At 51.9% G+C, this 13,115-nt stretch carries 7 protein-coding genes; 3 read left to right on the top strand and 4 right to left on the bottom strand.

Translation table 11 applies throughout. The features are described 5' to 3' along the window. The first annotated feature begins 177 nt into the window (after positions 1-177). Positions 178-5,532, top strand: coding sequence for a caspase family protein (locus H6F86_RS19055; protein WP_190450285.1), 5,355 nt, complete (start codon positions 178-180; stop codon positions 5,530-5,532). Positions 5,533-5,636: 104 nt separating this feature from the next. Here H6F86_RS19055 and gndA read toward each other — a convergent pair whose 3' ends face one another. Next, entirely contained in the window at positions 5,637-7,148 is a 1,512-nt protein-coding gene (gndA, locus tag H6F86_RS19060; RefSeq protein ID WP_190450286.1) for an NADP-dependent phosphogluconate dehydrogenase, read from the bottom strand. Positions 7,149-7,469: 321 nt separating this feature from the next. Between gndA and H6F86_RS19065 the strand changes: the two genes are divergently transcribed. Then, complete coding sequence (locus tag H6F86_RS19065; RefSeq protein WP_190450287.1) at positions 7,470-8,414, top strand: Ycf66 family protein; 945 nt, start codon at positions 7,470-7,472, stop codon at positions 8,412-8,414. Between the two features lie 13 nt (positions 8,415-8,427). Here the strand turns inward: H6F86_RS19065 and H6F86_RS19070 are convergent, their stop codons facing one another. Beyond that, positions 8,428-9,654 (bottom strand): amidohydrolase family protein, encoded by a 1,227-nt coding sequence (locus H6F86_RS19070; RefSeq protein WP_190450288.1) that lies wholly within the window; start codon positions 9,652-9,654, stop codon positions 8,428-8,430. 49 nt (positions 9,655-9,703) lie between these two features. On the opposite strand from H6F86_RS19070, the gene H6F86_RS19075 reads away from it, so the two are divergent. Beyond that, positions 9,704-10,324, top strand: coding sequence for a hypothetical protein (locus tag H6F86_RS19075; protein WP_190450289.1), 621 nt, complete (start codon positions 9,704-9,706; stop codon positions 10,322-10,324). Between the two features lie 70 nt (positions 10,325-10,394). On the opposite strand, the gene H6F86_RS19080 is transcribed toward H6F86_RS19075, so the two are convergent. Continuing rightward, the gene (locus H6F86_RS19080; protein ID WP_190450290.1) at positions 10,395-11,537 is read right to left on the bottom strand and encodes a CO2 hydration protein; all 1,143 of its coding nucleotides are present in this window, start codon (positions 11,535-11,537) and stop codon (positions 10,395-10,397) included. 46 nt (positions 11,538-11,583) lie between these two features. Then, the gene (locus H6F86_RS19085; RefSeq protein ID WP_190450291.1) at positions 11,584-13,101 is read right to left on the bottom strand and encodes an NADH-quinone oxidoreductase subunit M; all 1,518 of its coding nucleotides are present in this window, start codon (positions 13,099-13,101) and stop codon (positions 11,584-11,586) included. Positions 13,102-13,115: the final 14 nt, after the last annotated feature.

Raw genomic sequence — 13,115 nt, forward strand, 5'->3', positions numbered from 1 at the left:
CGTTTGTTGAGCTTCTAAAAGAGCAATCAACATTCTTTGTATACGTTTTTAGTGTGTGTCGTGTGTGTGCCCTGATGATGCCTTTAACTTTTTTAGAAGCGCGTATTTGGAATATTGCTAAAGACGATTAAGCGCATCATTTAGCCTCATTGAAAAGCTGTGGGGAAGGCTTACACTATGTCACGTGACGCTCTAGTTGTTGGAATTAGTACCTATCAGTGCTTGCCAAGTTTAAATGCGCCCTCCCATGATGCGGAGGCGATCGCACAACGGCTGCAAACAGATGGAGATTTTCGGGTCGCACGGATGCCGGAAATTGTGCAGGCGGGGCAATCAAGAATTGGCTTTAAAACCCAGGTGACAGTAGCGGAACTAGAAGCCGCACTCATTAAGCTCTTTAAGCCCAAGGGCACTAACGTTCCGCAAACGGCACTCTTTTACTTTTCGGGTCATGGGCTGCAAAAAGATGCAGGGGTACAGGAAGGTTTTTTAGCGACTAGTGACGCAAACCCCAACGCTGGCTTTTATGGTCTTTCGCTCTTTTGGCTACGGCGACTGCTGCAAGAAAGCCCCGTACGACAACGGATTGTACTGCTAGACTGCTGCCATAGTGGTGAACTGCTCAACTTTTTAGAAGCTGATCCAGGTGCCCGTTCCGGTACCGATCGCCTCTTTATGGCGGCATCACGGGAGTATGAAGCTGCTTACGAATCCATGATTGGTAAGTACAGTGTTTTTACACAAGCACTATTAGAGGGTCTTGATCCAACTCGCGTTGCAAATGGCACGGTCACGAACTATGCACTGACCGATTGGGTTAGTAATGCGCTCAAGCGGGAGATGCAGCAGCCCCTGTTTGAAAACTCTGGCAGTGAAATCCTTCTTACACGCGGTCAAGGTGCACCAACGAGCGTTAAAACCGAGCTTGTCCAGGATGTTTGTCCCTATCGGGGTCTAGAGTTTTTTGATGAAGCACACGCTGACTATTATTTTGGACGCGAAGAACTGACCGATCAGCTCATTGAGAAGCTCAGAACTGGAAACTTTGCTGCCGTAGTCGGTGCATCTGGTAGCGGTAAATCTTCACTGGTGCGAGCGGGGTTGATCCACACCTTGCGTCAGGGCAAGAAGTTTTCGGGGAGCGATCGCTGGCGCATCCAACTGATTAGCCCAACAGAACAACCGCTCAAAAGTCTGGCAACTGCGTTTGTAAACCCTAAAGATTCAGCGGTCGATCGTGCTGAACAATTGCGACGAGCAGAAACCTTGCTCCGGGATGGCGGTACCGGTTTGTCTCACCTGATTCGCGCCAGTTTAATGTCTGCCAAACACGGCAGAAATTCCCGGCTCTTGCTGATCATTGACCAGTTTGAGGAAGTGTTTACACTCTGCCAGGGGCTGCAAGCAGAGCGCGATCGCCTGAACTTTTTTCATAGTCTCATCACGGCTTTACGCGAATTGAATGATTGCTTCAGCGTCGTTGTGGTGTTGCGGGCAGATTTTTTTGGTAAGTATTCGCTTTACAACGGTCTGGCAAAGCAAATCGAGCAAAATTTGATCACGGTGACGCCCCTTACCTATCAGCAAATTAAAGCCTCGATCGTCAAACCGGCGGAGAAAGCAGGCATTATCTGTGAACCCAACCTGATTTACAACATTCTGCTAGATGTAGTGGGTGCACCAGGAGAACTGCCCCTCTTGCAGTACACGCTACTAGAACTTTGGCAACGGCGGCAACTTGACCCAGAGGGTGGAGCCGCTCACCTAACGCTGGATGCCTACAACGAATTAGGCGGCGTTCGAGGCACATTGCAGAAGCGGGCAGATGATCTTTTCTATAGCCTTACGCCAGAGGAACAGCGCGTTGCCAAGCGGATTTTCATCGCGCTAACACAAATTGGCGATGGCACCGAGGATACCCGCCGTCGTATTTCTAAATCTGAACTTATTAGCCCCTGGTTTCCGGCGGCGTTGATTGAGCAAGTGCTGGAGAAACTGGTTGCTGCCAAGCTAGTTGTTACTAATCGCGTGCTTTGCGTCGGCACCAGCCAACGCAGGGTGATACAAGAATTTAATAATGTGTCTACAGCGTTGCGTTTTGCCCAAATGCGCCGGGGTAAATGCTCACAGGAACTGTCAGACGATCGCGCCCCATCCATTCTTTTTAGCAACAGTACCAATTTCGATATTGCTAGCCTGACGCAGCGATCAGTGAGCAAGCTCTCAGATGCCTCCACCTCTGTAATTAACAGTAGCGACACTCAGGAAACGGTTGATGTCGCACACGAAGCACTGATTCGGAATTGGACTCTGCTACGCACATGGCTGGACGAAAATCGAGAATTACTTCAGCGGCAGCGACGCATGGAGCAAGCTGCCAAAGAATGGTACGCCTTACAACAGTCGCGATCGCCCGAATATTTGCTACATGGCGATCGCCTCACCGATGCCGAGGATTATGTGATTGCCTATCCTGATGAGCTATCGGCACTTGCACAACGTTATATAGCCGTAAGCCGCGAGGAAAACCGGCGCGCACAAAAAGAACGACGGTTACTGCAACTGGCTGTGCCCTGTACGTTACTTGTGGCGCTGGTTGTCACATTTAGCCAGTACCGGGCAGTCGTCAACAGCCAAGCCGAAAAAGATTACCAGCTTCAGATTGCCACTGCACGACAGCAGGCAGCCGTCGCGCAAGCCATTTTGCAAGAACCAGATGGTGACCCTACAACAGCACTACTCATCAGCCGCCTTGCTGCCGAGAAAGGAGGGTATACCTACGAAGCGCAGGCAAGCCTGCGTACTGCGCTACAAAAACTGCGGTTGCAGGTCAGCCTCCAGGGGCATCGCGGCGCTGTTCACCAGGCTATTTTTAGCCCTAATCAACGTCAGCTTGCTACGGCTGGAGCGGATGGCACAATTCGGCTCTGGTCGCTAGAGACCCAAGCGATCGAGAAGGTTTTTTCTTGGCGTGATGCGGAAAACCCGTTAGCTGCGACGGCGATCACTACTCCGAATGCGCCAACGGCTACGGCGATCGTTGCGATCGCGTTTAGCCCAGATGGAACGCAGCTAGCCGCGATCGCCCAAAATTCTGCAGACATTCAGCTTTGGTCAGTGGCATCGGGTAAACGGCTACTCACGTTGAACGGTTTGCTAAAACCTGTGCAGCAGATAACATTTAGCCCCAAAGGTGATTGGCTGGCAGCAAGTGCAGGCAACGAGGTACGGGTGTGGGATACCAGGAGTGGGCAACCGCAAGCAACGCTCCGTCATGTGGCTCCTGTTAACAGTTTGACCGCTAGCCCTAGCAACCGAGCACTGTTAACCACTAGTGGCAACAATGCCCAACTCTGGCAGAGACACCCCTGGCAGGTAAGCTCCTGGCAACGCCACAAACTGCTGCGCCATGATGCTCGGGTGCGTAATGCTACGTTTAGCCCCAATGGGAAGTTAATCGCCACTGCCGCTGACGACGGTAGCGCATACCTCTGGCGAGTTAATACCGGGCAGTTGCGCCAGATTTTGACAGCAGCTAGTAGCACTATGCCAATGCAAGGCAGTAGTTTACGCTCGTTTGAGCAGGCTGTGCAACCGCTGAAACAGGTCATGTTTAGCCCAAATGGGCAATTGCTAGCCACTGTTGATGCTAGCTGCGTCCGACTTTGGAATGTTAATTCTGGTCAACTATGGCAACAGTTGGAGCGCTCCAGTGAGTTGAACAACGCTAATCTAGCTGGGCAAACTGACCGATCGCCAGGATCGGTTCACTATCCAAGGGCCGCTAACAGTCTTGCCTTTAGCCCTAATAGCCGTCAGCTAGTGATAGCTGATCACCTTGTGGGCGACGAAGACACAATCCCTGTTGCGCGACTGTGGGATCTTTCCACAGGACAGTTGATTGGTAGCTTGAAGGGGCACTCAAGCGCGATCGAGACAGTGCAGTTTAGCCGCAATGGCTCTCTGATTGCCACTGCTAGCACTGATGGTTCTACACGTTTGTGGGCAACCGAGATGGGCAGCGAGTTTCCCACACTGAATACAACGAATGGGCAAAGGCTGTGGGCAGCATTCGGTCGCTTGCCGGGGGCTGTGCCCATGCCTCCACTCAACACAGCCACGATCGCACATGCCAGCTTTAGGTCACAAACACCAGAGGTTTCACCACTCGAAGGGTTTGGTGGCATCGTAACCGTAGCGATCGATGGCACTATTAATACCTGGAACCCCACAAAGCCAGCAGCAGTCTCAGACAAGGCGCGTATTGCTTCTGAGTCAGCCGCCCCCTTATGGAGTCCAGCCCGTTTAACGAACATGAGGTTCGATTTCCGGCGCTTCTTTGGAGCCTCAATGTTGACGCTAAAAGTCCCTGAGCCTGCGATCGCTCCATCAGGCAGGCTGTTTTCAGACCCATTAGCCACACCTGTAACTGTGGCTGCAAATAATCTGGCAACCGCAGAGTCGTCTACTGCATTCAAGCCGCTGCTACAAAGGCAGGTGCTACAAGCAGCTAACGCTCACGATGCTTCCAACGGTCTTGACTCAGTTGTTGCAACACCTCACGTTGCCTACCAGCACACCCCTAAGCGACCAAGCGGCATCCCAACTAGTGCAAAGCTTACAGCCGTTGCCTTTAGCGCTGATACACAGTGGATAGCGATCGCTCCTACCAGTGGCACTGTAGAAGTTTGGCAACGGCAACCAGACCAATCACTTCAGCGGGTGCGTCGCTTGGAGGCAAACAAACTCGGTAGCGTTAATGCCGCTGGCTCAACCAATCAAGCTCAACCGCATCGCCTTAAAACAATCTATCAGCTTGCCTTCAGTCCTGATAATCAAACGCTTTTGGGTGTGAGTGACGATCGCGTCATTACTCTATGGGATGTACCGTCTGGCAAAGTAAAGCAGCAGTTGCAGGGGCACGCCGCTACCATTGAGCAAGTACAGTTTAGTGCTGATAGTCAGCGTGTGGTAAGTGCTAGCCGCGATCGCACTGCCCGCCTTTGGCACGTAGCCTCTGGTCAACTCGTGACCACGCTTTATCATCGGGATGTCATCAGTAGCGCTCGCTTTAGCCCCAATGGACACTTGGTCGCCATTGCCAGTTGGGACGGCACCGCCAGGATTCTGAATGCCCGGACAGGCGTCTCTCAGGTCATTATGACCGGGCATCGAGGCGCAGTGCTTGATGCAGAGTTTAGTCCTGATGCAACGAGATTAGTAACTGCCAGTGCGGATGGCACGATCCGCCTATGGGATGCAAAGACAGGTACAGAGCAAGCCTTACTACGCCCTGCTGAATTAGGCAGCACAGCAGAACCGATTCAACAAGCCTTCTTTAGTCCAGACGGTCGTTATGTTGCCAGTCTAAGTAAAAGTGGGCAACTACGTCTCTGGGCTGCAACCTGGGAAGAACTGCTGCACCTTGCGCGCGATCGTACCCTGCGTCAGCTTCAACCAGAAGAATGTTTGCGCTACTTGCGCCTTTCACCCCATGCCTGCCCATCGTTGGAAGTAAGCAGCAAGGGCTAGGTGCTGTGAGACGATCGAGTGAAATAGCAAATTGACTCGACACAAGAACGGTGCGCTTGATTAATCAAAACGCACCGTTCTTGCTATTTAGCTGCTCGTATAAGCTAGCTGAGCGTTTCCGCTTCTTGCTTTTGAACGTCTGCTTGAGTAGGCTGGTGCTGGTCTACCAAAACCGTATCCGGCGTTGGCAATTGAATCGATTCATCAGGCTTCATCCATTCTGTGTGGAAAACGCCCTCCTTATCGGTACGCAGGTAGGTGTGTGCGCCGAAGTAATCGCGCTGTGCCTGGGTCAAGTTTTGCGGCAGGCGATCGCGTCGGTAGCTATCAAAGTAGTCCAGCGACGCACTAAAGGCGGGCACCGGAATGCCAACTTTGGCAGCGGTCGCAATCACTTCTCTCCAGGCTTCCTGACGATCCAGGATCGTTTGTCTAAACTCAGGAGCCAGCAGCAAATTAGGTAGAGATGGGTTTTCATCAAACGCTTGCTTAATCTTGTTCAGGAAGCCAGCGCGAATGATGCAGCCGCCTTTCCAGATCCGGGCACATTCACCCAAATCCAACTCGAACCCATAGGTTTCTGAAGCTTTGCTAAGCAGCGCCATACCCTGAGCGTAAGAGCACATTTTGGAACAGTAGAGCGCATCTTTTACCTTTGTCACAAAGGCTTTGGTGTCACCCTCAAAGGTTGCAGTTGGACCAGGCAACAGTTTTGATGCCTCCACGCGCTCTTCCTTATAGGACGAAATGATGCGAGCATTGACGGCTGCAATAATGGTGGGGATTGATACACCCAGTTCCAGCGCATCTGACACAGTCCAACGTCCGGTGCCCTTTTGACCCGCCGCATCCAAAATTAGCTCAACTAGCGGAGTGTCAGTATCAGGATCAGCCTTTGTGAAAATATCTGCCGTGATCTCAATCAGGTAGGAATTGAGTTCGTCCGTGGTATTCCATTCGGCGAAGACTTCATGCAGTTGCTCTGAGTTGAGACCCAGTACACTCTTCAAAAGGTCATAGGCTTCGGCAATGAGCTGCATATCGCCGTACTCAATGCCGTTATGCACCATTTTGACGTAGTGACCTGCGCCACCAGGACCAATGTAGGTAACACAGGGACCATCATCAACCTGCGCAGCAATTTTAGTCAGGATAGGTTCCAGGTAGTCATACGCCTGCTTTGTCCCGCCAGGCATCATGCTAGGACCGTTGAGTGCGCCTTCTTCACCACCACTGACACCCATGCCAATGAAGGTAAATTTGGCTGACTCCAAATCTTTAGCGCGGCGCTGCGTATCTGTAAATAAAGAGTTGCCACCGTCAATCAGAATATCGCCCTCATCCAGGAGGGGCTTCAGTTGCTCGATCGTGGCATCGACAGGACCACCTGCCTTCACCATGATCAAAATTTTGCGGGGACGCTCCAATGCCGCTACGAATTCCTCTAGAGAGTAAGCCGCTACGACATTCTTGCCTGTTGCTCGTTGCGCCATAAAGGCATCTGTCTTCTCGCGGCTACGGTTGTAGACGGCGATAGGAAACCCGTTACGCTCGACGTTTAGCGCCAGGTTCTCGCCCATAACCGCGAGACCAATTACACCAAAGCTTTGTGCCATAAGATTCTCTGCTTAACTCTGCAATTTGCTTGGGCTGTCCAATTCCCCTTCAGGGTAGCTCGAACATCTTAGGTTAGCCTGGAAGAGAATCTTAAGCTGTCATGCATTTGACGGTGCAGGAGGACGTATAACGTCCTTATTACTGCAAACGATATTGCTGGATGACTTGAGGAATCGGTACTTTCAAGATCAACCTTAAGAGTAAACAGTCGATCGCCCCTACTGAAATTCCTGCGTTCAAGCAGCAACGCCACGAAAACTTTAGCGCACCCTGACAGAATAGATTTATAAGTAGTTGTTGGCGCAATTGGGGGCAGCCATATGCTGGCATACGTTTTGGCACTGGTCGTTGGTTTGAGCAGCGTTGCTCTCTATATGGCGGCATTTTTTTTCCCAGAGGTGCATCGCAAGAATGATTTCCTCTGGAGCGGCTTGGGGATGTTTTACGCGCTGGTGTTGTGGGTTTGTGCAGGACGCATAACGGGTGGCGTGCTTCTGGGACAGACAACGAGTGTGGCACTACTAGGCTGGCTGGGCTGGCAGACGCTAGTGTTGCGGCGACAGGCTGCACCTCTAGACCAGCAAACAGCCGTGCCGACAGCAGCAGAGTGGCAGTCAATGGTGGCAAAGGCATGGGAAAGCATCTCTAGTGCTGAGTTAGTTGCGCCGCTTGCCAAGCCGATCGGCAAACAGTTTGCGAAACTTGCAGCCTGGGCTGGGGCATTGGTAGCAACGTCTACCAACACGACCCCACCATCACCACCGACGGTTGATTCGCAAGCGTATGTGCCCCTGACACCAGCAGACTTTGCAAATGCGAGTCAGGCTAGGATACAGACACCTGCAGTAAAGACACCACAGACGATCGCGCCGACCAAAGTGTCGGTACCGAGCAGCAAGATACAGCCAGGGGAAAGCCCGATTACGGCGATCGGCAAGCAAGTGCAGGGTGCCTTTAAAGGGCTAACTGCAAAACGTGAGAGCAAGCCTGTTTACGTGAGAAAGCAGTTTCGCACGCCAGATGTTGAGCCAGCGCCAGCAGCCGTAGATCCAGCGGCCCTTGATGTTGCAGCCGTTAAGCTAGAGAGCGATCGTGTTGCGGCAACTCCATCGGTCTCAGATGTAGTAGAAGCGGCGATTGTGGACGCTGAAGCAACTGTTTCACCCACAACAGTTCCATCACCTACGGCTTCCTCGCCTTCTTTGGATGCTGAAATATTGCCTGATCCAGACGTGCAATCAGACGATCCAAACCTTCTGCGGTAATCAATGGGCACAATCACGAGGCAAAAAACGTTTGCTGGCAATGACTTTGAGCCACAATACGCCCCTTTTTAATGACGGTGCGTTGAGTAGGTGCAGCACCGATCGCTTCGGTCACTGAGGTCGCATTAAGCATCACTAGATCAGCAGCGTTGCCAGGAGCAAGATTGTGGTTTGCAAGTCCGATTGCCTGTGCTGCCTGCGTGGTTACCATTGCTAAACAGAGTTCATGGCTGGCAGTCGTATTAAGATGCAGCACTTGCGCTAAAAGGGTACACATCTTGAGCAAATCGCCATCGCCAAAGGGCGTAAACAAGTTTTGTACGTTATTAGTTGCTAAACCTGTGTTAACACCTAACGCAGTCAACAGATGGACAGGGGCAATGCCCCGACGGACGTTGTGCGTATCGTGACGAGCCATCATGTAAAGGTCTGTAGCCGGAAGCGCCAGAATTGAAATGCCTGCGGCGGCAGTGTCAGCGGCGATCGTCTCCAACTCTCCTGGTGTTAAGCCAGCGAGCCTAGTCATATGCCCCAGACAAACCCGTCCATGCCATCCCCGTTTCTGCGTTTCAGCAATCACGACAGGTAAGAGCAAGGGAGCATCATCGTCTAAAAAATCCAGGTGAAAGTCGACATCACAGTCAAAGGTCTGGGCGATATCAAACACGATGCAAATATTCTGTTCTGGGTCGGGATCGACATACGGTGCAGACCCAATGACATCAGCACCCAACGCCATTGCCTGTCGCAACAGAGCCTCAGTACCAGGCTGATTTGTAATCCCTTCTTGCGCGAAGACAGCAAGCTGAAGCGTTAAGCCCCACGCATAGTCTTGACGTAAGGGCAGCAGTGCTTTGATACCGGTCAATTGGATCATGGGATCAACTTCTACATGCGAGCGCATAGCAGTTGTGCCAAAGGCGATCGCTTGCTCAATGACCCGTCGTGCTCTGGCTTGGATATCAGCAACCGTGAACGATCGCTTGGCGTTGGCAGTTTCTTGCAGCGCTTCGGTAAAAGTACCCGTCTGCCACTGCATGCGATCGAGCAAAAAGGCTTTGTCGAGATGAATGTGTGCGTCTACTAAGCCAGGAATGACAAGCCCGCCTTGGGCATCAAGCGTTGTCTCTGCGGGAGTAGCAATCGATGGCGCAATGGTGATGATAGTGCCATTATCAATCGTTAGATCCCATTGGTGCGATCGTCCCGGTAGCCGTGCCTTGGTAATTTTTAGATCCATGCACCTGTCGTTATAGTTAGCTTAATGTTGCTGCTCGTAAAAAGACTGTATGACTGTTGACCAGAGACCGACATCATCGCCTGACCATAGCGCAGTTTTGCATCAGGCTGCGGCTGCGTTTCAAAGCAAAGTTAGTGAGCGCCCTACGGCTGAAGCGGTGGCTGAAGCGCTAGTGCAGGCAGAAAAAGCGGCAAAGCAAGAGCGTTTGACCTACCCGTTTGAGCCATTATGGGGCAACTGGCGGCTCTGTTTTGCTACAGGAACGCGCAAAGTTCGGCGTGGCGGCATTGTACTGGGGAAAGGCTTCTATGTACCAAAGCTAGCGGTTGCACAGCTTTCCTTTAGCGCTGAAGGGGGTGCAGACCCCGTATTGGGACGAGGCACGATCGGCAACCAGGTTGAGGTAGGTCCAGTACTGCTGCAGTTTACCGGTCCAGCGCACTACCTCGGCAAGAAGAATCTGCTGGCGTTCGACTTTACCCGTCTGCATGTTGGAGTGCTGGGCAAAACGGTTTATAGCGGTGCAGTGCCAGGGCGTAAAACTAGCAATGATTTTTATCGTCAAACCGTTGGTACACTGCCCTTTTTCGCTTTTTTTCTGGTGACACCAGACTGCCTTGCTGCCCGCGGACGTGGCGGCGGTTTAGCGCTATGGGTGAGAGTACACTAGACAGCATGCAAACTAAAAGGGCAAAGCTAATAGCAGCGATCAGCCTTCAGCTTTCAGCTTACTTAGTCCCCTAAGTAGGCTGCACCTCTGCCAGACGGGAGTCTAGAAGGCGATCCATCCAACCTTCTAGATACACCTGGTTCTGACGCTGCTGTTCTGGGTCGTTGGTTTCTAAGGGATAGGGCGCTAGACCAAAAATAGTTGCGGTTGTGACACAGAACATGGATTTCTGGAACGTTTCGCAAATTTTTACGCGCAAATCGTCTTCACCACGCTTTCCACCTTTGTAGATATCGTGTAAATAATCCGGCAAATAATGTCGCATATCCTGCATCAGTAAGGTGGGGGGAATGCCAGCACCACCGATCGGCAACGGATCAGCAAATAGCGCCCCATAGCCAAAGCGGCTCTGATCCGGCGGAATTTGATGCAACTGAGCGTTATACGAGACCGTACCCGAAAAGGGTGTGCCACGAAAGAACACTGCCTCAACGTAGGGCACTGCCACATCGGGGAGAAACGTTAAGCCGACTGAAAGGGGGATAATTTCATGGGTTTGGTTACGCAACGTAACCGTGTAAGTAATAGGAAGACTAGCAGCAGCTACCAGCCCGTCCTGGATATGGGTCACAACCTGTGGAATAGACTGGATTTTTCCTTCGTCATAGAGATCAGACAGTGACAGAAAGATCTCACTCATCACCTTCCAAAACTGACCCAGCCCACTGTAGTAAGCCAGTTGCCGCACGTGCTCTGGCAAAAATTCGGGAAATAAGCGATGCAATGCAATCAGCCCTGGATTCCCTTGAATGCGCGTTTGAATCGCCGACTGCGATCGCGCCATGAACTCTGGGGAATCTAGATAAGCATCTAAACCGCCGCCGCCATGCCAAAACATTGCTTTCATACAGTATTCGGCATATTCAAAATTGATGCGATCGTGTTGCCAGTGGCGCAAGAGCTTAGCAAACGACACATCGCCATTGAAATACTTAAAGAACGGAAAAAATACCAAAAACTGATGCTCGGAAATGTAGAGCAGGTTGCGGTAGTAGGCATCCAGCACAATGCCATAGCTTTTGAGGATGCCTACAACCTCCATAACATTTTGCTGTGTATCCGGCAGCAGCGCCCCACCCGCCTTTAGGCGATTGATGTAGGGCGCGAACGGATGGGAGGAGGAGGGGGGATGCGCTTTAAGGGTATCGGTCATACTGTGCCAGAGGGACGAAGATCGAAGATGGGCTGTGGGCAAGTGCCTATTCCATTATTTCTGCTTTGGGCATTGGTTGCGCCACCACTGCTGTTGGGGCGATCGCCAAACGAGCAGGCAGCAATGAAGCCATCGTTGTTTCGCTGTAGTGTACCAACCAGTTTGGCTGTAGACCCAGCAGCAAAACCAAGGCACCTAAGACCATAGCTGGTGCACGATCGCTCCAGTAGACAGGCGGTAGATCCTGCACAGGTTCCGATAGGCGACCAAAAAAGACACGGTTGACGAGCAGCAAAAAGTAAACCGCTGTTAACCCGGTGCCGACCATTGACAGCAGCGTTTGGGTTGGGAAGATGGGAAAGCTACCCCGAAACACCAAAAATTCTGAAACAAAGCCCACCATACCAGGGAGACCAGAGCTTGCCATTACACCCAAAATCATCAGACTGCCGATGAGTGGTAAGCCACGCTCCGGATTCAGCAACCCTTGCAGCACCTTTAAGTCACGGGTGCCTGTTTTTTGATACACCACACCGACTAGCAAAAAGAGCATCGCTGCAATGAGTCCATGACTGACCATTTGGCAGACAGCGGCTAGGAGGCTCAGAGGTGTAGCTGCTGCAGCGGCTAACAAAACATAGCCCATATGCCCGATCGAGCTATATGCCACCATCTTTTTCATGTCTGTTTGCGCGATCGCCATAAACGCGCCATACAGAACACTTAGCGCCGCCCATGATGCCAACCACGGAGCCAGTACAGCCCACGCTTCAGGAAACAGACCCAACCCAAACCGTAGTAACCCGTAGGTACCCAGCTTTAGCAGCACGCCCGCCAGCAAGACTGAAATGGGGGTTGACGCTTCAACGTGGGCATCGGGTAACCAGGTGTGAAACGGCACCAGCGGGATTTTGATACCAAAGCCAATCAGCAGCGCCCCCAGCAGTAAAAACTGTTGTCCCAACGGCAAAGCCTGCGTCAGCAGAGGCTCGTAGCCAAAACTAGATGCACCTGTTAATAACGTTGAGCCTAAAAAAGCCGCCAGAATCAAGATGCCTGAAATAGCGGTATAAATCAGAAACTTGGTGGCAGCGTAACCTCGGTTGGCACCCCCCCAAATCCCAATCAGCAAGTAAAGGGGAATCAGCTCCACCTCGTAAAACAGAAAAAACAGCAGCAAGTTCTGAGCTAGAAAGGCTGCGGTCACACTTGCATTCAGCAGCAACAGCAGGATGTAATAAAGACGAGGACGACTGACTGATGGTGTGCCGCTTGCGATCGCGATCGTCGTCAGTAACCCGTTAAGGGCAACCAACGGCAGTGAGAGCCCATCCATACCCAGGTCATACGTCAAGCCAAGCGGTTCAATCCATGTAAGATGCTCGCTAAATTGCATCCCTGCCTGCCCTACGTCAAATTGGCTGCCCAGCACGATCGTCCAGACAAACGTCCCCCCAGTTGTCAAAAGAGCGATCAAACGCGCCCGTGCAGGAATCAACGGTTCTCGTCCAAAGCCAACGAGAAGCGCACCTAACAGCGGTATCCAGATCAAAGCACTGAGCATTGTCCTACTCCAGA

The organism is Phormidium sp. FACHB-592 (assembly GCF_014695795.1).
Classification (GTDB): domain Bacteria; phylum Cyanobacteriota; class Cyanobacteriia; order Leptolyngbyales; family Leptolyngbyaceae; genus Stenomitos.

Bases quoted from the DNA above. Each gene is read 5' to 3' on its own strand.
- H6F86_RS19055 (WP_190450285.1), top strand. From the start codon at position 178: ATGTCACGTGACGCTCTAGTTGTTGGAATTAGTACCTATCAGTGCTTG.
- gndA (WP_190450286.1), bottom strand. From the start codon at position 7,148: ATGGCACAAAGCTTTGGTGTAATTGGTCTCGCGGTTATGGGCGAGAAC.
- H6F86_RS19065 (WP_190450287.1), top strand. From the start codon at position 7,470: ATGCTGGCATACGTTTTGGCACTGGTCGTTGGTTTGAGCAGCGTTGCT.
- H6F86_RS19070 (WP_190450288.1), bottom strand. From the start codon at position 9,654: ATGGATCTAAAAATTACCAAGGCACGGCTACCGGGACGATCGCACCAA.
- H6F86_RS19075 (WP_190450289.1), top strand. From the start codon at position 9,704: ATGACTGTTGACCAGAGACCGACATCATCGCCTGACCATAGCGCAGTT.
- H6F86_RS19080 (WP_190450290.1), bottom strand. From the start codon at position 11,537: ATGACCGATACCCTTAAAGCGCATCCCCCCTCCTCCTCCCATCCGTTC.
- H6F86_RS19085 (WP_190450291.1), bottom strand. From the start codon at position 13,101: ATGCTCAGTGCTTTGATCTGGATACCGCTGTTAGGTGCGCTTCTCGTT.